The sequence below is a fragment of the Rhizobium sp. TH2 genome (assembly GCF_024707525.1).
GTDB lineage: Bacteria > Pseudomonadota > Alphaproteobacteria > Rhizobiales > Rhizobiaceae > Rhizobium_E.
In genome coordinates, this window is sequence record NZ_CP062231.1 from 5,569,090 (window position 1) to 5,592,260 (window position 23,171).

General features: G+C 62.3%; 25 protein-coding genes. 4 read left to right on the top strand and 21 right to left on the bottom strand.

The features are described 5' to 3' along the window. Positions 1 to 59 precede the first annotated feature (59 nt). Genes IHQ71_RS27255 through pxpB form a run of 4 tightly spaced genes read right to left on the bottom strand, consistent with a single transcriptional unit; the run spans position 60 to position 4,105 of the window. The gene (locus IHQ71_RS27255; protein WP_258159526.1) at positions 60 to 1,094 is read right to left on the bottom strand and encodes a proline racemase family protein; all 1,035 of its coding nucleotides are present in this window, start codon (positions 1,092 to 1,094) and stop codon (positions 60 to 62) included. Positions 1,095 to 1,106: 12 nt separating this feature from the next. Next, positions 1,107 to 2,360, bottom strand: a complete 1,254-nt coding sequence (locus IHQ71_RS27260) for an FAD-binding oxidoreductase (protein ID WP_258159527.1) — start codon at positions 2,358 to 2,360, stop codon at positions 1,107 to 1,109. Between the two features lie 3 nt (positions 2,361 to 2,363). Continuing rightward, positions 2,364 to 3,443: a biotin-dependent carboxyltransferase family protein gene (locus IHQ71_RS27265; protein ID WP_258159528.1), complete on the bottom strand. Its 1,080-nt coding sequence runs from the start codon at positions 3,441 to 3,443 to the stop codon at positions 2,364 to 2,366. Next, on the bottom strand, positions 3,440 to 4,105 hold the full coding sequence (pxpB, locus tag IHQ71_RS27270) for a 5-oxoprolinase subunit PxpB (protein WP_258159529.1): 666 nt from the start codon (positions 4,103 to 4,105) through the stop codon (positions 3,440 to 3,442). The genes IHQ71_RS27265 and pxpB overlap by 4 nt, the downstream gene beginning before the upstream one ends. Positions 4,106 to 4,237: 132 nt before the next feature. Here pxpB and IHQ71_RS27275 point away from each other — a divergent pair, with 132 nt between their 5' ends. From IHQ71_RS27275 to IHQ71_RS27285, 3 genes are read left to right on the top strand one after another with little or no spacing between them, the layout of a single operon-like run. After that, entirely contained in the window at positions 4,238 to 5,005 is a 768-nt protein-coding gene (locus tag IHQ71_RS27275; protein ID WP_258159530.1) for a LamB/YcsF family protein, read from the top strand. A 4-nt stretch (positions 5,006 to 5,009) separates the two neighbouring features. Next, entirely contained in the window at positions 5,010 to 5,438 is a 429-nt protein-coding gene (locus IHQ71_RS27280; RefSeq protein ID WP_258159531.1) for a biotin/lipoyl-containing protein, read from the top strand. Beyond that, positions 5,435 to 5,776, top strand: coding sequence for a hypothetical protein (locus IHQ71_RS27285; RefSeq protein ID WP_258159532.1), 342 nt, complete (start codon positions 5,435 to 5,437; stop codon positions 5,774 to 5,776). The genes IHQ71_RS27280 and IHQ71_RS27285 overlap by 4 nt, the downstream gene beginning before the upstream one ends. Positions 5,777 to 5,780: 4 nt before the next feature. Here the strand turns inward: IHQ71_RS27285 and IHQ71_RS27290 are convergent, their stop codons facing one another. The 12 genes from IHQ71_RS27290 to trpS all read right to left on the bottom strand — a co-directional run bounded on the left by IHQ71_RS27290 (position 5,781) and on the right by trpS (position 15,883). Next, complete coding sequence (locus IHQ71_RS27290) at positions 5,781 to 6,533, bottom strand: MBL fold metallo-hydrolase (RefSeq protein ID WP_258159533.1); 753 nt, start codon at positions 6,531 to 6,533, stop codon at positions 5,781 to 5,783. Positions 6,534 to 6,893: 360 nt separating this feature from the next. Next, the gene (locus IHQ71_RS27295; protein ID WP_258162968.1) at positions 6,894 to 8,027 is read right to left on the bottom strand and encodes a hemolysin family protein; all 1,134 of its coding nucleotides are present in this window, start codon (positions 8,025 to 8,027) and stop codon (positions 6,894 to 6,896) included. A 20-nt stretch (positions 8,028 to 8,047) separates the two neighbouring features. Continuing rightward, the gene (ybeY, locus tag IHQ71_RS27300; RefSeq protein ID WP_258159534.1) at positions 8,048 to 8,554 is read right to left on the bottom strand and encodes an rRNA maturation RNase YbeY; all 507 of its coding nucleotides are present in this window, start codon (positions 8,552 to 8,554) and stop codon (positions 8,048 to 8,050) included. Further along, positions 8,554 to 9,582, bottom strand: a complete 1,029-nt coding sequence (locus IHQ71_RS27305; protein ID WP_374990060.1) for a PhoH family protein — start codon at positions 9,580 to 9,582, stop codon at positions 8,554 to 8,556. The genes ybeY and IHQ71_RS27305 overlap by 1 nt, the downstream gene beginning before the upstream one ends. A 53-nt stretch (positions 9,583 to 9,635) precedes the next feature. After that, on the bottom strand, positions 9,636 to 11,027 hold the full coding sequence (gene miaB / locus IHQ71_RS27310) for a tRNA (N6-isopentenyl adenosine(37)-C2)-methylthiotransferase MiaB (RefSeq protein ID WP_258159536.1): 1,392 nt from the start codon (positions 11,025 to 11,027) through the stop codon (positions 9,636 to 9,638). Between the two features lie 42 nt (positions 11,028 to 11,069). Further along, the gene (locus tag IHQ71_RS27315; RefSeq protein ID WP_258159537.1) at positions 11,070 to 11,858 is read right to left on the bottom strand and encodes a 1-acyl-sn-glycerol-3-phosphate acyltransferase; all 789 of its coding nucleotides are present in this window, start codon (positions 11,856 to 11,858) and stop codon (positions 11,070 to 11,072) included. Then, a complete protein-coding gene (locus IHQ71_RS27320; RefSeq protein WP_258159538.1) occupies positions 11,855 to 12,283 on the bottom strand; it encodes a Fur family transcriptional regulator in 429 nt (142 codons plus the stop codon). The genes IHQ71_RS27315 and IHQ71_RS27320 overlap by 4 nt, the downstream gene beginning before the upstream one ends. Before the next feature lie 34 nt (positions 12,284 to 12,317). Further along, positions 12,318 to 12,821, bottom strand: a complete 504-nt coding sequence (locus IHQ71_RS27325) for a GNAT family N-acetyltransferase (protein ID WP_258159539.1) — start codon at positions 12,819 to 12,821, stop codon at positions 12,318 to 12,320. A 72-nt stretch (positions 12,822 to 12,893) separates the two neighbouring features. After that, the gene (gene tsaB, locus IHQ71_RS27330; RefSeq protein WP_258159540.1) at positions 12,894 to 13,541 is read right to left on the bottom strand and encodes a tRNA (adenosine(37)-N6)-threonylcarbamoyltransferase complex dimerization subunit type 1 TsaB; all 648 of its coding nucleotides are present in this window, start codon (positions 13,539 to 13,541) and stop codon (positions 12,894 to 12,896) included. Between the two features lie 18 nt (positions 13,542 to 13,559). Next, positions 13,560 to 14,123, bottom strand: coding sequence for a NifU family protein (locus IHQ71_RS27335; RefSeq protein ID WP_258159541.1), 564 nt, complete (start codon positions 14,121 to 14,123; stop codon positions 13,560 to 13,562). Positions 14,124 to 14,290: 167 nt separating this feature from the next. Continuing rightward, positions 14,291 to 14,785 carry a universal stress protein gene (locus IHQ71_RS27340; RefSeq protein ID WP_258159542.1) on the bottom strand — a complete coding sequence of 165 codons (495 nt, stop codon included), beginning with the start codon at positions 14,783 to 14,785 and terminating at the stop codon, positions 14,291 to 14,293. A 33-nt stretch (positions 14,786 to 14,818) separates the two neighbouring features. Then, on the bottom strand, positions 14,819 to 15,883 hold the full coding sequence (gene trpS / locus IHQ71_RS27345) for a tryptophan--tRNA ligase (protein ID WP_258159543.1): 1,065 nt from the start codon (positions 15,881 to 15,883) through the stop codon (positions 14,819 to 14,821). Between the two features lie 337 nt (positions 15,884 to 16,220). Here trpS and IHQ71_RS27350 point away from each other — a divergent pair, with 337 nt between their 5' ends. Beyond that, complete coding sequence (locus IHQ71_RS27350; protein WP_374990061.1) at positions 16,221 to 16,583, top strand: YcbK family protein; 363 nt, start codon at positions 16,221 to 16,223, stop codon at positions 16,581 to 16,583. 17 nt (positions 16,584 to 16,600) lie between these two features. On the opposite strand, the gene IHQ71_RS27355 is transcribed toward IHQ71_RS27350, so the two are convergent. The 5 genes from IHQ71_RS27355 to IHQ71_RS27375 all read right to left on the bottom strand — a co-directional run bounded on the left by IHQ71_RS27355 (position 16,601) and on the right by IHQ71_RS27375 (position 23,171). After that, positions 16,601 to 16,996 (bottom strand): VOC family protein, encoded by a 396-nt coding sequence (locus IHQ71_RS27355; RefSeq protein ID WP_258159545.1) that lies wholly within the window; start codon positions 16,994 to 16,996, stop codon positions 16,601 to 16,603. Positions 16,997 to 17,000: 4 nt separating this feature from the next. Beyond that, entirely contained in the window at positions 17,001 to 18,602 is a 1,602-nt protein-coding gene (gene murJ / locus IHQ71_RS27360; protein ID WP_258159546.1) for a murein biosynthesis integral membrane protein MurJ, read from the bottom strand. A gap of 217 nt (positions 18,603 to 18,819) precedes the next feature. Beyond that, positions 18,820 to 21,669, bottom strand: coding sequence for a [protein-PII] uridylyltransferase (locus IHQ71_RS27365; protein WP_258159547.1), 2,850 nt, complete (start codon positions 21,667 to 21,669; stop codon positions 18,820 to 18,822). A 117-nt stretch (positions 21,670 to 21,786) separates the two neighbouring features. Further along, positions 21,787 to 21,960, bottom strand: a complete 174-nt coding sequence (locus tag IHQ71_RS27370) for a hypothetical protein (protein ID WP_258159548.1) — start codon at positions 21,958 to 21,960, stop codon at positions 21,787 to 21,789. Between the two features lie 20 nt (positions 21,961 to 21,980). Continuing rightward, positions 21,981 to 23,171, bottom strand: coding sequence for a pyridoxal phosphate-dependent aminotransferase (locus IHQ71_RS27375; protein WP_258159549.1), 1,191 nt, complete (start codon positions 23,169 to 23,171; stop codon positions 21,981 to 21,983).

Sequence of the window (23,171 nt, forward strand, 5' to 3'; positions counted from 1 at the left end):
GGACAGCGGATTGTTGTTCCGCTGGTAACAAGACGCTGTTTCAGGACAACGACACTTCGCTAGCGAATTTCCCCAGCCTCCGGACCCCAGACGTCGGTCACGGCGAAGCCCTCGGCGGTGGGATCGAAAGGATCGAGGGCCATCTGCGTCAGGCCGAAGGTCCAGGCGCGGCCGGTAATGGTGGGAATGATCGCCGGCCGGCCCGCGATCTCGGTGACGCCGCTGAGCGTGACCTTGAACTCCGTGCCGATCGTGGAGCGCGAGGTCAGCACGTCGCCGACCTTGGCCTTGCCGCGCGCATGGAGCGTTGCGAGGTTGGCGGAGCTGCCCGTGCCGCAGGGCGAGCGATCGATACGGCCGGGCCACATCGTGGTGCAGGTGCGAACCGCGCCATCCGGCTCTTCACCACGGAACATGACATAGGATATGCCCCTGATTTCGGGGATCTCCGGATGCACGACCTCAAGGCTGCGGTTGAGTTCCGCCTTGATCTTCATGCCGGCCTCGACCAGTGTGCGGGCATTGGCCTTGCTGATTGATGTGCCGATAGCGGAGGCATCGACCAGTGCGTAGAAGATGCCGCCGTAGCAGATATCCAGCTTGATCGTGCCGAGGCCATCGATCGTCACTTCGAGATCGAGTTGATGGACGAAGGAGGGCGGCATGGTCAGTGTCACGCTTTCGCAGCGTCCGTCGCGGCAGGTAGCCGTCGCCTTGACCAGGCCAGACGCGGTATCGAGCATGACGATGGTTTCGGGTTCCTTCATCTCGACCATGCCGGTTTCGAGCAGCGCGGTCGTGACGCAGATGGCATTGGAACCCGACATCGCATGCGCCTGGTCGGCCTGAAGGATGATGAAGCCGGCATCCGCGCCCTCGCGCCGGGGCGGCACCAGCAGGTTGGCAGATCCGAGCGGGCCGGAGCGCGGCTCAAGGCACAGGAAGCGGCGGAGAGAATCGTCCACCGTGTTGATGTGGTTCAATTGCTCCGCAATCGTCTTGCCGGGAATGTTGGGCACGCCGCCGGTGGCGACACGACCGATCTCGCCCTCGCAATGCACATCCACCAGCTGGATCGTCCGCTTCCATCTCATTTCGGCAGTTCCTTAAAAACGATCGATGCGAAAAGGTGTCATATCCACGGGCGGCGTCCGGCCCATGATCATGTCGGCCATGAGCATACCCGTCGTGGCCGAATAGGTCAGGCCGAGATGGCCATGACCGGTCGAATAATAGAGCCCCTTGGTCGTGACCGAGGCCGAGAGAACAGGGACCGTATCCGGTGTTGCCGGACGATGTCCCATCCATTCGGTCGTGTTCTCCACATTAAGCGACGGCAGGGCGAATTTCGCATGCTCGACGAGAATGCGGGCGCGCCGCCAGTTGGGGGCGCGGGTGAGCCCAGCCATCTCGACCGAGCCACCGACGCGGATGCCGCCGGCTGTCGGCGTGACCATGAAGGCGCGCTCCGGCCAGATCAGCGAATATCTGAGCCCCGATGCGCCACCGGGCGCCATGATCTGGGTATGGTAGCCGCGCTCGGTTTCCAGCGGGATCGGCTCGTGCAGCGCCTTCGAAATATCGGCCGTCTGCATGCCCATGGCGATGACGACACGATCAGTCTCGATCCGCCGGCCATCCTTCAGGATTACGGCGGTGACGCCGCGCTCGTCGCGCTCGACGCGGGCCAGTTCACCGGTCAGCGATTCGCCGCCGTGCTTCTGCATATCGGCGACGATGGCCGAGACATAGCGGAAGGGATCGGTGATGAAATGGTTCTGCGGCAGCAGTACCGCCTTGAGGATATCAGGATTGAGCAGCGGTTCACGCTCGCGGAGTGCCGCCCCGGCCAGAACCTCGTATTTCAGGCCGTAGCGGTCCATCAGTTCGAGATTGTCGCGGCCATCCTGGAACGCTTTTTCGGTCTCGTAGAGTTGCAGGCAGGTCGCCTCGCTCAGCAGGTCCGGTGCAGCCATCTGGCCGAGCAGGTTCCGGATATCACCGAGCGCGCGGGTGGCGAGGCTGGCGCCGGCGTCCTCGATTTCGCGGATGCGCCTCGGCCGGCCGGCAGCCAGGAACCGCAGGAACCACGGGAACATCTTGACCGCATAGAGCGGGTCCGCCGTTACCGGCGCCTGCGGATTCACCATCCAAAACGGCAGCTTCTTCCAGGTCGAAGGGCGTGAGGCGGCATCGAAGCCGTTGACCGCAATGCTCGCCATGTTGCCGAAGGACGTGCCACGACCGGGCTCACCTTTGTCGAGCAGGATCACCCTCTCGCCACGCACTGCCAGCTCCCGCGCAATGCCAACGCCGGCCAACCCGGCGCCTGCGACGATGATTGGATGCGTTGCCTGCATGTCCTATCCTGCTTTTCGCACGGCGGCCGCCGGCATGAGGTTGTTGAGCCGCCGCAGCTTGAGTTCGTCCGCACGGATTGCCTCGACTGCCGCGTCGCGACCGATCCGGAGGAAACGCATCGTGGCGCCTGATGGAGCCTGCGCCAGCTTCCACAGATCGGGCTCGATGACATGGGCGAATTTCGGATAGCCGCCGCAGGTATTGGCCTCGGCGAGCTGGATGACCGGCGCGCCGGATGGCGGCACCTGGATTGTGCCCGGCATGATGCCATGCGACATGAGTTCGAGCTTGGAGGTCAGCGCGAGAGCCGGGCCTTCGAGCCGCATGCCCTGGCGGTTGTTGTCGGCCGAGACTTCGTAGTCTGTCGAGAAGAACGCTTCGCGTGCACCGTCGGTGAAAGCGTCGAATTCGGCGCCGGGCATCACACGCAACGTCAGCGCTTCGCCCGAGGGCGAGCCGCCCAGGCATTCGCGGAAGTAATAGGGATCGGCGCCATGGCCCGCAAACTCCCTCTTCTCCCCAGCGGGGAGAAGGTGGCGCGTAGCGCCGGATGAGCGGGTGGGCGGAGCCCCCTCATCGCCTCGCATGCGCTCGGCACTTCTCCCCGCTGGGGAGAAGAGGGAGCCAGTCGTCAGCTTATCACCTCGGATCAGTGCCCGGCCTTCCAAGCCGCCAAAAACACTCTTGAGATCAGTCGCGCGCGATCCCAGCACTTGCGGAAGATCCAAGCCGCCGCCGACCGCGACATAGGCGCGCAAGCCTTCGGATGGCGGGTCGAGCCGGAGTTCGTCACCGGCATTGGCCGTCTGCGCCCACCAGGGCGGGATCGGATTGCCATTCAGCATCGCGGGGCAATTCGCACCCGTCACGGAAAATTTAGCCGGCTCAATGAATTTCATCCGGAACGGGAAGATGGCGATTTCGATCGCCGCCGCACCTTCGTCATTGCCGAGCAGGAGATTGGCGATCCGGAGCGCGGGCCGATCCATTGCACCACCGCGGCCGATGCCTTGGTCGAGGAAACCCGGACGGCCGAGGTCCTGTACCGAATTCATCAGGCCTGATGTGAGAATTTCGATCATGTCATGCGCTCCGCGACGAAGCGTATCCGGTCGCCGGGCGCGAACAGCGCGGGACGGGCGCGGTTCGGGTCGAAGAGATCGAGCGGCGTGCGGCCGAGAATGTGCCAGCCCGACGGCGCCGTGATCGGCATGATGCCGGTCTGGCCGCCGCCGATGATAACGGAGCCCTTGGGCACGCCCTGGCGCGGATTGGCAAGACGTGGCGCGGCCAGCGACGGATCGAGACCGGAGAGATAGACGAAGCCCGGCATGGCGCCGACAGCGGCGACCGAATAGAGCGGCGCCGTGTGGCGCTGGATCACCTCATCAACGCTCAATGACTTGGCGGAAGCGAAATCCCCGAGATCCATGCCATCCGCACCGCCGTAGAATACGGGTACATCGACGATGCGACCAGCGTTCTCGCCTCGCGCAGGCACCTCCCATAGGTCGCGCATTGCCGTCTCGACGACATAGGCATCGAGGAGCAACGGATCGAACACGACCATCAGGTTGTTCATCCCCGGCACCGTCTCGAGCACGCCATGCATGAACTTGAGATCACGCGCCAGCCGCCAGACTTTCTCCTGCACGGAATCGTCGAACACCGCACCCGCCCCATCCAGCAGGATGGCGCCGGTGCCTTCATGCGATAGACGCGGTTCGATTTCCCCGTGCAACATGGCAGTTCCCATATGACTTGACGACTGATATATCAGTTTGTTGTTCTTGCAAAGACCATGCAAGATTTTCCTCAGCGAATTGAAGCCGGGCCGAAAGCGGATTAGAGATTGGATCGAAACGAGGTGCAAGTGATGACGCTGACGGTCGATCTGAATTCTGACATGGGCGAGGGTTTTGGTCCGTGGAAAATGGGCGATGATGCGGCGATGCTCGATATCGTCACCTCCGCCAACATCGCCTGCGGCATGCATGCCGGTGATCCCGAGGTGATGGCGAAGACGTTCGGTGAAGCCAAGACCAAGGGCGTCGCGGTAGGCGCGCATCCGGGTTACCCCGATCTCTTCGGCTTCGGGCGCCGCAACATGCCCTTTACGATGGGCGAGACCGAACGGCTGATCGCCTACCAGATCGGCGCCGCCGAGGCGATGGCCGTCTATGCGGGTCATCAATTGACGTTTGTCAAACTGCATGGAGCGCTCGGCAATCTCGGCCAGCAGAACAGGGACGTCGCGATGGCCGCGTTGCGAGCGATCAAGGCCGTCAATCCGAAGCTGATCTGCCTGACGATCGCCTTGGGCGAAATGGATAGGCTCGCCGGCGAGATGGGGCTGGAGAAGAAGTCGGAGATTTTCGCCGATCGCGCCTATACCGACGAAGGTTTCCTCGTCGATCGCAAGCTGCCCGGCGCGGTGCTGCACGACGCCAATGATATCGCCCGCCGTATCCTTGCCATGCTTGAACAGGGCGGGGTGATCACGGCATCGGGCAAATTGCTGAAGACGCCGGTCGAATCGATCTGCGTCCATTCCGATACGCCTGATGCGGTCGAGATCGCGCGCAAGCTGAGGGCCTCGCTCGAAGCCGCTGGCATCACTGTTAAATCCTTCGCTGGGGCCTGAACGCATGGATCTGGTCCTGATCGAAAAACTGATGCGGCTACTTGAGGCGTCGGACCTGCAGGAACTCGACGTCAATGAAGGTGGCATGCGGATAAGGCTTGCCAAGAAGCGCAGCGGCAACGCCATCCAAGAGGCCGAGCCGGCCGTGGCGACATCCCAGCCGCCACGCGATACGCCGGTGGAGCAGCTGACCAGCCATCGCATCATCGCCGGCATGGCAGGCACCTTCTATCGCTCGCCGTCGCCGGGTGCGCCGCCATTCGTGACCGAGGGCGCGGAAATCCGCGATGGCCAGCAGCTTGGGATCATCGAGGCAATGAAGATGCTCAACCCCGTGGAAGCCGACATGGATGGCGTGATCGTGCGCATTCTGCTCAAGGATGGCGATTCGGTGTCGCCGGGCACGGGGCTGTTTGAGGTCGAGCCGAGATGAACGAGACCCTCCGCCAGACCGTCCTCGACCTGATGAACCGGCATGGCATCGGCGCGCTGGAGTATCAGGGGCCGGATGGATCGCTGACGCTCGATACCGAGCGGGCGATCCAGTTGCACGCGAAAATCTTCGCCGATGCGCCGGGCGTGTTCCTCTCCTGCCATCCCGCCGACAAAGCCGAACCGATATGGCCACGCGATGTCCGCCGGGGCGAGATCATCGGCTGGCTGAAGGTAGGGCCGCTGCTGCGGCCCGTCACGGCCAGCGAGGATGCTGTCGTGACTGGCCCGCGGCTGCCGGACGGATCGTTAGCCGGCTACGGAGACCGGCTGTTTTAACGGTTCAGCCGGCGAATGTGAGCGTTTCGCCATCCGCCGGAATGACCAGCCGGTTGCGATCAAGGCCGGCCTCATCTGCACGCTTGCGAAGGTCTTCGCGCGTAGTGGTCGCATGGTCGAGTGCTTCCATATGGGTCGCCACGACGATTGCGCTTGGTGCGGCTTCGCAGGTCGCGATCGCCTGATCCGCATCCATGACGATCAGGTCGCCATCCCATTTGGCGCCGCAGGCGTGGATGACGATGATGTCGGGGTGGATCGAGCTGATATTCTCAGCGATGACCGGATAGAAAACCGTGTCGCCCGCCCAATAAAGCCTGGGCTCACCAGCCGCCTCGATCGTCACTCCCATGACCGGCCCCATGTCATCCACGACGGGTCCGAGGCCATGGCTGCCTTCCTCACGGGTGAAGGTGATGCCGTTCCATTCCATACTGTCGGTGAGAGGCGTCACGTTCTCGAAGCCTGCCGCGCGAATAGTCTCCTCGTCTCCGGGTTGGCAGATCAGCGGCAGATGTTTCGGCACCATCGTCTTGGCGAGTTCGTCGAAATGGTCGGAATGAAGATGCGACACCAAGACGAGTTCGACGCCCTCCAGGATCTCGTCGATGCTCACCGGCAGTTCGACCAGCGGATTGAGCGACTTTCCCGCGAAGGATTCGAGGCTGTGCTTCGGCGCGAAATAAGGATCGATGAGGATCGTCCGGCCATTGATGTCAAGCTTGAGCGACGCGTTTCGTATCAGCCGGATCTTCATTTTGCCGCCAGTCTGTCCAAATTGTTGATCTCGAAGGCAAAGGATACCTTGCCCATAAAAGCCTCATGATTCATTTTTTGGTGGGTAGTTTCCAGGCCAGACAAGCTACGTACATGAGCGGGACACCGATCGCGGCTATTACAGTCATAGACACCACCGTTACATAAAACATTGGAGACGACCAATCGACGGTCCTATCGGAGCCGTTGCGCGACATAACGAATGTTTCGCCTTCCCAGATCGCGGGCAATGCCACACCAAGGCCCGCAACGAAAAAGAGCAAGCCAGCAGTGAAAAGGCAAAAAATCGCCGCGTTCTTGGACATCTCTTAATACCGCTCGCCATTAAGAGAAATCCGCATCAGATGCCGTCACCTTTTTCAGCAACTGGTATCTGCCGTATTTCGTCCGCTTCTTCCCGCGCCTTGGCCTTCTTCAGCGATGTCTTGCTGCGGGTGATGCGCACCTTCTTGATGCGGCGCGGGTCGGCGTCGAGGACGTGGAATTCGAAGCCCGGCACGGCCTGGACCACTTCGCCGCGCGCCGGAATGCGGCCGAGTTCGGAGAAAATCAGGCCGCCCAGCGTATCGACTTCCTTGATCTGCTCGGCAATGTCGAAATCGGGGCCGATCGCCGCGGCAATCTCTTCGAGATCGACGCGGGCATCGGCGATGAACACGTCGTCGGCCTGGCGAGTGAACATCGCCTCTTCGTCGTCGTGCTCGTCCTCGATGTCGCCGACCAGCATTTCGACGATGTCCTCGAGCGAGGCGAGGCCATCGGTGCCGCCATATTCGTCGATGACAAGCGCCATCTGGATGCGCTCGGCCTGCATCTTGACCATCAGTTCCGAGGCCAGCATCGAGGGCGGCACGAAGAGCACCGGCCGGAGGATGCCGGCTTCGGCGATCGTGGTGTCCGGGTTGACGCGGGAGAGGTCGAAGGGCTTGCTCTTGGCGCTCGCCCTCGGCGCTGCCGTGCCGTCCGGGAGCGGTAGCGGCGCGGGCTTTGCCTGCGCGCGGCGCTTGTTGCGGCTTTCCTTGATCATGAATCCCAGCAGGTCGCGGATATGGACCATGCCCTTGGGGTCGTCGAGCGTCTCGTTGTAGACAGGCATGCGCGAGCGGCCGGTCTCGTGGAACAGCATCATCAGCTCGCCGATCTTGGTGTCCTGGTCGATCGCCTCGATCTCGGCGCGCGGCACCATGACATCCTCGACGCGGACCTCGCGAAAGCGCAGGATATTGTTCAGCATCGCGCGCTCGACGGGCGAGAAGCCGATCGCGGCGCTCTCTTCGGTCGCCAGCACGTCGGCGAGATCCTCGCGGAAGCTCGACGCATTCTGTGGCCGCAGGAGCCGTGCCACCTTTGCCCAGATCGATTGCCTGGGCGCGGTGGTACTGTCACCTTTGGGGGAAGTGGTGCCATCCTCGGACGATTTGTGCGCCGATGGCTCTGTTGCCGCATCATGCGACCGTGTCGAATATTCGCTCATTGCCTCAACTGTCGTTGTGGTCATTCCCCGTAGGGATCGGCAAGGCCCATCTCCGCCAGAATGCGGGTCTCCAGGCCTTCCATGACCGCCGCTTCCTCATCTGTCATGTGATCGTAGCCGAACAGATGAAGGAAGCCATGCACCAGTAGATGGGTTAGATGATCATCAAATGGAATGCCAAGGTCAAGGGCCTCGCGGCGCAATGTTTCCTCGGCCATGATGATATCGCCCAGCATCGGCCCCGGCTGACCGCCCGGCGCCAGAGGAAAAGCGGGAAAAGACAAGACGTTCGTCGGCTTGTCCTGGCCGCGCCAGGCCTCGTTGACAGTCCTTATATCGTCGTCGCTGGTGAAGACCAGTGAAATCTCGATGGCACTGTCGGGAAAGGGCTGCCCGGCATTTGATGCAAGAAAGCCTGCCGTGTGTTCGAGCACGCGTGCGGCAAAGCTGGTGAGCGCATCCTCATCCGGCCAGCCGCCGGATTCGACGCTCAGCTGGATATCCAGTCTCGTGGTAGTGCCGGACATCACACGTTCGCTTGGGTGGCGATCGTCTTCGCGGCACCATCGGCTTCATAGGCGCGCACGATGCGGGCGACCATCGGGTGGCGCACGACGTCGACATCCCTGAATTTGACAATCGAAACACCCTCGACGCCATCAAGGATTTCGAGCGCCTCGACGAGGCCGGACTTGACACCGCGCGGCAGGTCGATCTGGCTCGGGTCGCCGGTCACGATCATGCGGCCGTTCTCGCCCAATCGGGTCAGGAACATCTTCATCTGCATGGCGGTGGTGTTCTGCGCCTCGTCGAGAATGACGGCGGCGTTCGCCAGCGTGCGACCACGCATGAAGGCCAGCGGCGCGATCTCGATCACGCCGGCGGTGATGGCGCGTTCGACCTTGTCGCCGGGCATCATGTCGTAGAGCGCGTCATAGAGCGGGCGGAGATAGGGATCGACCTTCTCCTTCATATCACCTGGCAGGAAGCCGAGCCGTTCGCCGGCCTCGACGGCCGGACGCGACAGGATGATACGATCGACGGCGCCGCGTTCGAGCAGCTGGGCGGCATGCGCCACCGCCAGATAGGTCTTGCCGGTGCCGGCCGGGCCGATTCCGAATACGAGCTCGGAGCGTTCCAGCGCCCGCATATAGACGTCCTGGTTGGGCGTGCGGGCATGGATGGTTTTCTTGCGCGTGGAAATCTGGCCCATCGAGAGCTTGGCCTTCTTTTCGAGCGCTGGGAAAACCAGTTGGTCATCGGCGGCCTGGGCCATGCGGATCGCGCCCTCGACATCCGAGGCCTCGATCGGGCTGCCTTTTTGCAGGCGGTCGTAGAGATAATCGAGCGTGCGGCGGGCAAGGTTCGTCGCGGCCAATTCACCCGAGATCGCCACGGTGTTGCCCCGCGCTCGGGCGTCGATCTTGAGCCGGTCTTCGATGAGTTTGAGATTCTGGTCGAACTGGCCGAACAGCTCACTCGCGAGGCGGTTGTTTTCGAAGGTTAGAACAAAGTGATTTGCGTCTGTCCTGCTGGGCTGGCGCTCTTTAGACATCAACTCGGGTCTGTTCAAACCGCCTTGCTCCTTTGTGTCGGCGGGCCGGCGCATCATGCCGTCTCGGCGTGAAGGCTGTTGGTGCCTGCCTTGGTGATTCGCACCTTTATAATGTCACCAATTTTGAGATTGTCATTGCTTTTCATTTCGATGATCACAGGCAAAAGCCAGGGCGACCGGCCCACCATCTGGCCCTCGAAACGGCCGGGTTTCTCGACCAGAACGTCGAAAACGCGGTCCGCCATCGACTGCTGGAACGCGGTCTGCTGGCTGAACAGCAGGGACTGCAGCCGTTCAAGGCGTTCGGCCTTGACCGCCTCCGGCACATGGTCGGGAAGGTCGGCGCCGGGGGTGCCCGGACGCGGCGAATATTTGAACGAAAAGGCCTGTGCATAACCCACGGTCTCGACCAGCCGCAACGTGGCCTCGAAATCCGCCTCGGTCTCGCCGGGAAAGCCGGTGATGAAATCGCCCGAGATCGCCATATCAGGGCGTACCGAACGGATGCGTTCGATCAGCGCGATATATTCGGCGGCGGTGTGCTTGCGGTTCATTGCTTTCAGGATGCGGTCGGAGCCAGCCTGCACCGGCAGATGCAGGTAGGGCATCAGCTTGGGCAGGTCGCGATGTGCTTCGATCAGCCGGTCGTCCATGTCGCGCGGATGGCTGGTCGTGTAGCGCAGCCGCTCGATCCCATCGATCTCGGCGAGATGATAGAGCAACTCGCCGAGGCCCCAGGCGGCGCCATCAGGGCCGTGACCATGCCAGGCATTCACATTCTGGCCGAGCAGCGTGACTTCCTTGACCCCGGCATCGACGAGTTTGTGCGCCTCGGCGAGAATCTGGCTGAGCGGACGGGAAACTTCCGAGCCGCGCGTATAGGGCACCACGCAGAAGGTGCAGAACTTGTCGCAGCCTTCCTGCACGGTGAGGAAGGCGGTGACGCCGCGCGAGATCGTTTTTTCGCGATTGATCTGCGGCAGGTATTCGAACTTGTCCTCGACGGCATAGTCGGTCTCGACCACTTTCTCGCCACTCTTGGCGCGCTCGAGCGCTTCCGGCAGGCGGTGATAGGTGGTGGGACCGATCACCAGATCGACCACGGGTGCGCGGCGGATGATCTCGCTGCCTTCGGCCTGCGCCACGCAGCCGGCAACGCCGACCATCAGGTCTCGGCCGGTCTTGGCGCGAGCACGCTTCATCTTCTGCAGGCGTCCAAGCTGCGAATAGACCTTCTCGGCGGCCTTCTCGCGGATATGACAGGTGTTGATCAGCACCAGATCGGCGTCCTCGACCGTATCGGTCGGCATATAGCCGCTCTCGCCCAGCGAATCCGTCATCCGCTGGCTGTCATAGACATTCATCTGGCAGCCATAGGTCTTGACGAAGACCTTCTTGCTGTTGGCAAGCGGCTGGAGATCCTTGTTGGGCACGTGTTCGTTCATGCCCGGCTCTTTAGAGCATCTCGGGGTTTAACTCAACGGGCGTTACCGCCCCCGCAAACTCTTCTCGAGCATATCGCGCAGTTGGTCGCGCACGACCCCGCTGACCACTTTGCGATTGGATGCCGGCGTCACATCCACGGCATCCCCAAACCGCACATCCACGTCGATCGCGCCCGTCTTGAGCACGCCCATGAGATGCGGCAGCAGCTCGACATCGCCGGGCCATGTCGCGACCGGGCGATGATAGTGGCCCATCGCCATGCCGTGGATGCGCGTATAGGTCACCGAGACCGGTTGGACATGCACGATGCCACCGGGAGCGTGCCGCGCGGCCGACGTAGCCGCGGCAAACAGCGAAGATTTGATCTCCTTGAGCCGGTTGCCGTCGGTGGTCGTGCCCTCGGGGAAGAGCACGACGGCCTCGCCCGCGTTGAGGCGCGTCGCCATTTCGTCGGCCTGTTCGCGGGTCTGGCGGCGCTCCTCGCGCTTGATGAAGATCGAGCGTTGCAGACGCGCCAGCAGTCCGAAGACCGGCCAATCCCTGACCTCCGACTTGGCGACGAAAGTCGCATCCACCACCGAGGCGACGACCAGGATGTCGAGCCAGGAGGAATGGTTGGCGGCGATCATCAGCGGCCGGCGCTGTTCAGGCCCGCCATGGACATGCACCTTGACGCCGATCGCCCAGAGTGCGGCCTTGTGCCAGAGGCGCGGCAGGCGATTGCGCCAGGGCAGTTCCAGCCAGAGGAAGACAAGGTGGAAAGGCAGGAGGACAAGCGTGGTGATCAGGACGGCGGCAACGGCGAGGCCGATCCGGATCCAGGCGATCACGTCTCATCCTTGACGAGCGGAATGCCGTAGAGTTCAAGCCGGTGATCGACCAGCCGGAAGCCGTGCTCGCGGGCGATCTTTTCCTGCAGCGCCTCGATCTCGGCCGAATGGAACTCGATCACCTTGCCGCTCTTGAGGTCGATCAGATGGTCGTGGTGCTCTTCCGGAACCGTTTCGTAGCGCGAGCGGCCCTCGCGGAAATCGTGCCGCTCGATGATGCCGGCATCCTCGAACAGTTTCACGGTGCGATACACGGTGGCGATGGAAATCTTCGAATCGACCGCCGAAGAGCGGCGATGCAGTTCCTCAACGTCGGGATGATCGGACGAATCCTGGAGAATCTGCGCGATAACCCGGCGCTGCTCGGTCATGCGGAGGCCGCGCTCGGCGCAAAGTTCGATCAATGTGCGCGTTATATCCGCCATCAATGGCTCCCCGGGCGTCCAACCATGAAGCGCTCTAACGGAGATCAAGCCTCATGACAAGCGCCGTGGACTTCTGGCCCTCGCCCGCGGCGTAGTAGCCCTTGCGTTCGGCGACCTTGCGGAAGCCGAGCTTGCGATAGAGGTTGAGCGCGGCGCCATTGCCGTCATCCACCTCGAGGAACATGGTCTGGGCGCCACGGCCGCGCGTTTCGCGAAGTGCGGCCAGCATCAGCCGCCAGCCGAGGCCCTGCCGTGGATATTTGTTGGAGACCGCGACTGTGAGGATTTCCGCTTCGCCCGCCGCTTCGCGGGCAAGCACGAAACCGCCAAGTCCTGAAATGCCGTTGTTCGGCCGCGCGGTATATCCGAAGACCGTGGACTGGCTCATCAGGGAGTGGAATTCGCCGTCGCCCCAGCCTTGATAGAAACGCTCGGCATGCAGAAGGGAAAGATCGTGGCAATCGTCGAAGCCGGCCGGGAAAATATCAAACTCGGCCTTTCGGGTGAAGAAGCTTTCGAGCAGCGAGACCGGATTCATCGGGCTTTCCATGGCGGTACTTAAACTGACCCTACCATCCAAAGATTGAGAATTTTTGAACCTTGAAGCAAATCACAGATGCTTGATCGCAAAACCGGTCTGCGGCTTGGCGCCGGCGCCGCGGATATAGACCGGGCTCGCCTTTGTATCGTCGGGTAAACGCGCGCCGATCCGGCCGATGCGATCGAGCGGATAGACATCGACGTCATGGGCCACGCCGTCGAGGGCGGCCGCGCCCGAGCCCGCCAGGATGCCGTCGAACCGGGAGACGATGGCGCGGACATCCTCGTAGGCATAAGCCTCCGGCTCGGTGAGCGCCTCGCCATCGGGGGCGAAGACCTGGGCGAAGATCTCATCCCGCCGCGCGTCGATCGCGGCTACGACAGGCATAGGCGGGCCGATCTCCAGCACCTGTTCGGCGACAACCTCAAGCGTCGTCACGCCGACTGCAGGGATGCCGAGAGACAGCGCAAAACCGCGCGCCGCAGCGACGCCTACCCGGATGCCCGTAAACGAGCCGGGGCCGACCGTCACGGCGATCCGCGTCATCTGCTGCAGTGTCATGCCGGCCTGGGTGAGCACTTCGTCGATCATCGGGATCAGCCGCTCGGCGTGGCCCTTGCCCAGCGCCTCGGAGATCGATGCGATCAACGCGTTCGAACCGGCATCATAAATGCCGGCCGCGCAAACAGGCCCTGACGTGTCGATGACGAGGATCATGGGAAAATGAAGCCGCCGTTAGACGGCTTCGACTTCCCGTACCTCGGGAATGAAATGGTGCAGCAGGTTCTGGACGCCGTGCTTCAGCGTGGCGGTGGAAGACGGGCAGCCGGCGCACGAGCCCTTCATGTTGAGGAACACGGTGCCGTCGCGATAGCCCTTGAAGGTGATGTCGCCGCCATCCTGCGCGACCGCCGGGCGGACGCGGGTTTCGAGCAGTTCCTTGATGGTCGCGACCAGCGTCTCGTCGCCCGGCTCGAAAAACTCGCCCTGGGCATCGATATCGTCCTGGTCATGCGCGGAACCCATGATCGGTGCGCCCGACATGTAATGTTCCATGATCGCGCCGAGGATAGCAGGCTTCAGATGCGCCCAATCGGCGCCGTCCTTACTGACGGTCACGAAATCATAGCCGAAGAAGACGCCTGTCACGCCGCGAATGCCGAAAAGCTGTTCGGCAAGCGGTGATGCAGCCGCGTCATCCACATTGCGGAAATCGGCGGTGCCGTCTTCAAGCACGATCTTGCCCGGCAGGAACTTCAGGGTCTGCGGGTTCGGCGTGGCTTCGGTCTGAATGAACATCGGTCGCTCCAAGTGTTGCTCGCGGGTCAAGGCCGGAGAACGTCAGGTTTGTACTTTAGAATTATTCCAATAAATATTCTCTTTGCGCGCGTCGCGCAAGGCATATCGTGCTCGCTGGCGGCAAAAACAAGTATGTTTTTGTCAGGAATAACACCGATCGCGACGCCTCACGCCAGCGCGTCGATCTCTTCCTCGGTGAGCGTGTCGGGCACGATCGTGACGGGGATGGGAAACGAGGGCATGCCGCGCCCGGCAACCGCCATCACCAGCGGGCCAGGGCCTTCCTTGCTGCTCGAAGCCGCCAGCACCAGGATTGCGATATCGCGGTCCTCCTCGATCAATTGCAGGATCTGGTCGGTCGCCTTGCCCTCGCGGATGATGAGTTCGGGCTCATGGCCGATCTTCTCGCGCACGTCCTGCGCGACCTTGGCCATGATGGCGTCGGCCTCCTCGCGCGCTTCCGCCCGCATGACCTCGGCGACGCCGATCCACTGGTTGAAATCGGCATCCGAGATTACATAGAGCAGCACCAGGCCGCCATTGGAATTCTTGGCGCGCATGCCGGCATAGCGCACGGCGCGGGCGCTTTCGGGCGTCTCATCGATGACGGCGAGGAACTTGCGGCGGTGGCCTTCCAGCCGCGACTGACGTGTCGATACCATGAAGTCTTGCCCCCCAAATGCTCTGACAAATTGTTAGCGCAGAAAGCCGATGATGTCTCTCACTTCGTTCATCACGACATCGGCTCGGGCCCGCGCCCTTTCGCCGCCCTTCTTGAGGATGGCGTCGATATGGCTGGTGTCGTCCATCAGCCGCCGCATCTCGCCGGTGATCGGCGAAAGGCTCGAGATGGCGAGGTCGACCAGCGCCGGCTTGAAGACGGAAAACTGCTGGCCGCCGAACTCGGAGAGCACCTCGGTCTTGGTCTTGCCAGCGAGTGCGGCATAGATGCCGACGAGATTGTCAGCTTCCGGCCGGCCCTTGAGGCCCTCGGTCTCCGACGGCAAGCCATCCGGATCGGTCTTGGCCTTGCGGATCTTCTTGGAGATCGCGTCCTCGTCGTCCATCAGGTTGATCCGCGAAAGATCCGACGGATCGGATTTCGACATTTTCTTGGTGCCGTCACGGAGGCTCATGACGCGCGGCGCCGGGCCATCGATCAGCGGCTCGACCATCGGGAAATAGGCATGCACCGGCTCGTTGCCGACGGTGATGTCGATACCGCGGCCTACCCGTCTGATGCCGTCCTTGAAATCGAGGTTGAACTTCATGGCGATATCGCGGGCAAGCTCCAGATGCTGCTTCTGGTCGTCGCCGACCGGCACATGGGTTGCGCGGTAGACGAGGATGTCGGCGGCCATCAGGCTGGGATAGGCGAGCAGGCCGAGCGAGGCATTCTCGCGGTCCTTGCCGGCCTTGTCCTTGAACTGGGTCATGCGGTTCATCCAGCCGATGCGGGCGACGCAATTGAACACCCAGGCAAGCTCGGCATGCTGCGGCACGGCGGACTGGTTGAAGACGATGTGCTTTTCGGCATCGATGCCGGAGGCGATGAAGGCCGCCGCGATCGAGCGAATCTGGCCGGGCAGGTCCTCATGGACCAGCTGCGCGGTAATCGAATGAAGATCCACGACGCAATAGATGCAGTCCGAACCTTCCTGCAACGCGACGAATTTCTTGATCGCGCCGAGATAGTTGCCGAGATGGAGATTGCCGGTCGGCTGCACGCCGGAGAATACGAGCTTGTTGAATTCACCCATGAAAATGTTCCTCGGTTAGGCTGGTGGAGGGCCCCAGGGCCAAAGGCCCATGTTGCTGACGCGCGGGCTTATGCACCGGCCAAACCGCACAATCAAGTAGCGCTGAAGAGCGTTTGGCGTCCTCCGGAAAATGACTCCCGGGACGCCACAATGCGGCGCGCAAAAGCAATTCTCAAAAATGCCGCTTTTAGGATTTTTATGCCTCGCGATGGAACTTTTCGGCCGATGCGCCAAGCGTCCAAAATAAAACAAGGAATTTGTATTGCGTAAGACCACCTCGCTTGCCCTTGCGGCCCTCATCGCGCTCAGCACCAATGCCACCGTCAATACCGATGCCATGGCCGGCCCGAAGACCCGTCAGACGATGAAGCTGAAACGGCACAAGGTGTCTTACGGCTATGCGCTGCAGCGGGTGAGCGTGAAGGCCGGCTGCTTTCCCGAGCAGTTGAATATGGTCCTCGCCCATATCGCGCGAAAGACCGGCGGCCGTCCGATCGTCACATCAGGCCACCGCCATGGCGGCCGGCGCGGGTCGTATCACCGCAAATGCGAGGCGGCGGATATCCGGGTGCCGGGTGTTTCCGTCAGCCGCATCATCGCAGCAGCCAAGACCGCCCCGAATATCGGCGGCATCGGCACCTATTGTAACGGGCTGGTGCATGTGGATGTGGGGCCGAAGCGGCGCTGGCGGTATTGCTGATTTAGGACCCGAGGATCTTAGGCCGCGTGCTGAATCATATCCCATCGATTGCCGAAGGGATCGCGGAACACAGCCACGGTGCCATAGACCTCATGCCGCGGCTCCTCCTCGAAGATCACGCCCTTCGCCAGATAGGCTTTGTGATCCCGCGCGAAATCATCGGTCGAGAGAAAGAAGCCCACCCGGCCGCCCGTCTGGTTGCCGATCGCGCTTGATTGTTCTTGGCCAACGGCCTTGGCGATGAGCATGTTCGCGCCATTGCCGCCCGGCGGGCGCACCACGACCCAGCGCTTTTCGTCGTCGAGGCCGTTGTCCTCGACCAGTGTGAAGCCGAGTGCACCGCAGTAAAAGGCAATCGCGGCGTCATAGTCCGGCACGACAAGGGCGACGAGAAAGAGGGATTGGTTGGTCATGAGGTCAATCCTTTGGTGACTGGTCGGCGGCCGCCGCCGGCGTACCCGCCTTGCGCTTCATATTGCGCCGGAGCATTCCCAGGCTCGCCCCGCCGATCGCGAAGGCGACGCCGAAATAGACGACCATGGCGAGGCCGATCAGCGCCAGCACTGCGAGAACTTCCTCGATCAGGCCGGACTGCGGTGAGATGTAAGGAGCGGCGTAGATCGAGGCATATTCGAGTACCGCAGCCATGACGCCAGCCGCGATCACCAGCCGCACCAGCCGCCAGACGAAGGCGCGTTCGACATCGAAATGGCCGCGCCGCACCAGCGTCACGAACAGCAATGTCGTGGTGATCCAGCCAGAGACGACCTCCGCCGTGGCGATGCCGCGCTCGGCGAAGAAGGGGAAGAGCGAGATGGCCAGCGCGCAATTGGCGGCCACCGAAACCATCGTGAAACGCATCGGCATCTTGGTGTCCTCGCGGGCGAAGAAGCCGGGATTGAGCGCCTTGATCATCACGAAGCCGGGGAGGCCGAGGCCATAGATCGCGAGGATGCCGGCGACCGTCGCTGTCGTCGTCGGGTTGAATGCGCCGTGCTCGTAGACCACTCGAATGATCTCGTCCGACAGAACCCAGATGGCGGCGGCGGCGGGCAGCGTCAGGAACAAGCTGAATTCCAGCGAGCGGTTCTGGATGTTGGAGGCTTCGACATGGTGCCCGCCACGGAGCGCCCGCGACAGTTCCGGCAGGAGAACCACGCCCACCGCGATGCCCACCACGCCAAGCGGCAGCTGATAAATACGGTCGGCATATTGCAGCGCCGAGATCGCCCCCTCCTTGGTCGAGGCGATCATCTGGCCGATGAGCTGGTTGATCTGGGTGATGCCGCCGGTGATCGCGGCCGGAAAGGCCAGCACCAGCAGCCGCTTGACGTTGGGCGTCATGCGCGGCCGCCGGAAGCCGATCGACATGCCGGCCGCCCGCACGCCGACATAGAGCACCGCCATCTGCAACAGGCCCGCGACCAGCACGCCCCAGGAGAGATACCAGGCAGTCGCAAGCGGATCGGCACCGGTCCAGAGGCCGTAGCCGAGGGCGGCGATCATCATGACATTGAGGAAGATCGGCGCCACGGCCGCTGCGAAATAATGGTGCAGCGAATTGAGCATGCCCGACAGCATCGCCGTCAGCGACATGCACATGAGATAGGGGAACATCACGATGGCGAGCTTGACCGTCACCTCGTATTTCTCGCTGCCGGCCTCGAAGCCCGGCGCGATGATGGTGCGCACGATCAACGGCATGGCGAGTTCCATGGCAATCGTGATCAGCAACAGCACGGTGAAGAGGACGCCGAAGACTTCCTCGGAGAAGCGCTTGGCGGCCTCCTTGCCACCACCCTCGATCTCCTTGGCGAACAATGGCACGAAGGCGGCGTTGAAGGCGCCCTCGGCGAAAAGGCGCCGGAATAGGTTCGGGAACCGGAAGGCGGCGTAGAAGGCATCGGCCATCGGCCCGGTGCCGAGCGCCGCCGCCATCAGCATTTCGCGCGCGAAGCCGAAGAAGCGGCTGCCGAGCGTGGCGCCGCCAACCGTCATGAATTTCCTGACGAGGCTCATCGGCCGTTCACCTTGGCTTTTCTCTCCATCGCGCGCGGGAAAGACCCCGCCCCGAAACCCCTCCCCACAAGGGGGAGGGGCCAATTCGTGGCGTTCCTGTTACCCCAAGCGACGTATCTCCTCGCTGAAGCGGTCTGGTGTGAGAGGAAGCGGTGCGGCAGATTAAGCCCCTCCCCCTTGTGGGGAGGGGTTTGGGGCGGGGTCTTCATCAGCATCTTCACGACTGCGCCACCGGCTTCTTCACGGCCACGCCCTTCGGCTGCAGGGGCGTGACGACACCCGGCGCGACGCGCTTCACATCCGCGCCATCCTCGGCCATCACGGTCTTGAGATGGGTGGCGACCATTGCCTGGCGGTTCTCGTTGTTGAGTTTTTCGCCTGTCAGGTCGGTGACATAGAACGTATCGATCACCTTCTCGCCGAAGGTGGTGATGCGCGCCGAGGCGATGTCGAGCGAGAGGTCGGCCAGCATCGAGGTGATATCCGAGAGCAGGCCGGTCCGGTCGAGGCATTCGATCTCGATGACGCTGAAGCGGTTCGACAGCGAATTGGAAATCGTCACGCTCGGCACGATCGTGAAGGTCTTGTCCTTCTTCTTGTTCTTCGTGCGGGTGGCGATGACCTCGGGCAGGCGGCGCTTGCCGGAAAGCACGTCCTCGATCATCTTCGAGATCGTGCCGGCCCGGCGCAGTTCGTCCTCGTCGTCCTTGAACTGGCGGCTGATATGGATCGTATCGAGCGCGCGGCCGAATGCAGTGGTGAAGATCTGCGCATTGGCGATGTTGGCGCCGGCGGCAGCACAGGCACCTGCCATGATCGCCAGCAGTCGCGGGTGGTCGGGCGCCAGCACGGTGATCTCGGTGATCGCCTGGAACGCATCAGTGCGCACCATCGTGTTGAGCACCTTGTCCTGCTTGTCCGATTCCCGGACGAACGCGGTGTGACGCACCTGATCCTCCAGCGGCACCGACAGCAGGTAGGGCTGGTAGTGCATGCGCACATAGGCCTTGCGTTCTTCCTCCGGCCAGTCCGACAGCGCTTCCATGAGCTTTTCGCGCGCCAGGTTGACGCGCTCGTTGCGACTGACTTCGGAGAAGCCGCCGGCAAGCAGCAACTCGGTCTCGTAATAGAGAATGCGGAGCAACTGCCCCTTCCAGCCGTTCCACACGCCCGGCCCGACCGCGCGGATATCGCAGACAGTCAGGATCAGCAGCAGCTTCAGGCGTTCGAGCGACTGGACCCGGCTCGAAAAATCGGAGATCGTCTTCCAGTCGTTGAGATCGCGCGTCTGCGCCGTCATCGACATGGCCAGATGCTCTTCGATCAGCCAGGCGACCATTTCGGTCTGCTTCGGGTTGAGGCCGAAGCGCGGGCAGAGCTTGCGCGCAACGCGGGCGCCGCCGATCGAGTGATCCTCGGCGCGGCCCTTGGCGATATCGTGCAGCAGCACAGCGACATAGAGCACCGTGCGGTCCTCGATCGTCCTGATGAGGTTCGCCGACAGGGGCACATCCTCGATGTCATGCCCCTTCTCGATATTGGAGAGGACTTCGACCGAGCGGATCAGGTGCTCGTCCACGGTATAGTGGTGATACATCGAGAACTGCATCATCGAGACGATGCGGCCGAATTCCGGAATGAAGCGGCCCAGCACGCCCGCCTCGTTCATCCGGCGGAGAATGAGTGCCGGATCGCGCCGCGAGGTGAGGATGGCGATGAAAAGGCGGTTCGCCTCTTCGTCGGCGCGCAGGTGATCATTGATCAGATGCAGCGAGCGGGTGACGCTTTTGAGTGCATCGGGATGGAATTCCAGCCCGTTGAGATCGGCGATGTGGAACAGGCGGACCAAGTTGACCGGATCGCGCTTGAGCACATCGGGATTGGCGAGCGCCAGCCGGCCCTTGTCCTCGACGAAATCCTGCGTGCCGGCAATCTTGCGCTTGCGCGCGGTGAAGCGCGAAATGACACCGGACAGACCGGGCTGTTCCTTGACCTGCTCGTCCTCCAGCGCCGCGCAGAGAATACGGGTGAGATCACCGACATTCTTGGCGACCAGGAAGTAGTGCTTCATGAAGCGCTCGACTGCGGAGAGGCCGGGCCGCGTCTGATAGCCCAGCGCTTCGGCGACTTCGCTCTGGTGATCGAAGGACAGGCGGTCCTCGGCCTTCCCCGTCAGGAAATGCAGGTGGCAGCGCACCGCCCAGAGAAAATCCTCGGCCTTCTGGAACGAGGCGTATTCGGATTTCGACAGGACACCGAGGCGGACCAGTTCCGCCGTGTCGCGCACGCGGTAGAAATACTTGGCGATCCAGAACAGCGTATGCAGATCCCGGATGCCGCCTTTGCCTTCCTTGACGTTCGGCTCGACGAGATAGCGGGTATTGCCGGAGCGATCGTGGCGCGCGTCGCGCTCGGCGAGCTTTGCAGCGATGAAATCGGCACCCGAGGTGCGAACGATCTCCTTGTCGAAGCGAGTGGAAAGCTCGAGTTCGAGATTGGCATTGCCGCATATGAATCGTGTCTCGAGAACAGCGGTGCGGATCGTCATGTCGCTCTTGGCGAGCTGCAGGCATTCGTCGATCGTGCGGGTGGCGTGCCCGACCTTCATGCCCATATCCCACAGGATATAGAGGATGAATTCCACGATCTTCTGGCTGAGCGCCGTCTGCTTGCCCGGCAGCAGGAAGAGAAGGTCGATATCGGAACCAGGCGCCAGCGTGGCACGGCCATAACCGCCGACTGCGGTTACCGCAATGATATCGTGCGGCGCGGGAAAGACGTGGCGAATCGCAAAATCGAATGTGTGGACGATGATCTGGTCTTCGAGCCATGAAATCCGCCGGGCGCACCCCATGCCGGAACCATCCCGGTTGAGGATTTCATGCGCCTTGGCGCGGCCTTCCTGGCTAACACCCCTGAGATAGGCGAGCAGGGCTGCCCGGCGAGCATCCTTGTCGGTTTGATGCTCGGCGGCGATCGCTTCCATTCCGGCTGCGAACGTCTCGACGTCGAGTATTTCGGGGTAGGTTTCGTCCGGCTTTTCCACCAGGGCCTTGGTCTGCTGCATGAAATAACAACCTCTCCGGCAACCCGCCGGAACGCCGGGTCTATAGCGCGAACGAAGGCCCAAATACAGGAAATAGTTTGAGTGGGGCTTAACTGGGGCATGAAGAAAGACCCGCCCTCATTCACCCCCGTCCGCGCATTTCGCCTGCCCGTTTTCGCCGATGCATTGCTCCAGCGCCAGCGAGTTGATCAGCGGCTCTCGCACCTCCGGCGCCTCCATCACAGGCGTGGTGCAGTTGGAAAGCGAGAAAACAAGCAGCACGGCCACCGCGACTTTGGCCGCGATGGCCATTTGAGATCCCATGCGATCGCTCACGCCCGCTTCGCCGTCAGCCCAGCCAATTCCTGTCCGAGATCGGCGATGCGGCCGACGGCTTCGACCAGTGTGTCGTCCGGCACAGTGAGCGAAAGGCGCAGGAAGTCCCTGGCATTTTCGCCGAAGGAACCGCCCGGCATCACCGCGACATGCTTTTCACGCAGCAGCTTGCGGGCGAAGGCTTCGCCATTGAGGCCCGTGGCTGCGACGTCGAGAAGGATGAACATCCCGCCCTCGGGCATCAGCGGCTTGATGACGTTCGAACCGGCCAGCGTGTCCGCTGCGAGCTTCGCCCGGCGGCCATAGTTTTCGCGCATGATGCGCGCCGTGTCGAAAGGCTGGGAAACCGCCATCGCCGTCATGTCTGATATGAAGGGCTGGACGCCGAACAGCATGGTCTCGGAAACCGGCAGCAGGCGCTCGCAGAACTCGGCCGGACCGGCGGCCCAGCCTGAACGGAAACCGGGCGCGGCATGGGATTTCGAGATCGAGGACACCACGATCGTCCGATCGGCGAATTCAGGAAAATCGAACGGCGAATGGAAGCCCGAGCCGAAGGTCAGTTCCTCATAGACCTCGTCGCAGAGGATCCAGAGGTCGTGCTTGCGGCACACCTCGCCGATCGCGATCACTTCCTCGCGGCTGAGCACTGCGCCGGAGGGATTGTGCGGATTGTTGAGCAGCAGCACGCGGCTTTTCGGCGTGATCGCCTTTTCCAGGTCTTCGGCCTGCATGTGGAAACGATTTTCGGCGCGCAGCGGCACGGTCTTGATCGTGGCGCCTGTGCTGGCGACCACGCCTTCGTACGTCGCATAGAGGGGGTCGCCGACCAGCACCTCGTCGCCGGCTTCGGCAAGACCCAACATCACCGCGAACAGCGCGGTCTGGGTGCCGGGAAAGCAGAGAATGTTGCTTTCGGTCACGTCGGCGCGGCGCTTGCGGTATTTTTCGACCAGTGCCGCGACCACCGGCCGCTCGCCGCGCCCGTCGGAATATTTATAGCGGCCGGCATACATGGCGCGCGCGGCCTCATCGAGCAGGGCGCGATCCGGCGGCAGGTCGGGCTCGCCGATGGTCAGTTCGATGATGGGAATGCCTGAGGAGGCCATGGCGCGGGCCTGGATATGCAGCGCCCATTTGCCGGAGCCCAGTCCTGAAAGCCTGTCGGTGATGGATGCATAGCGCAT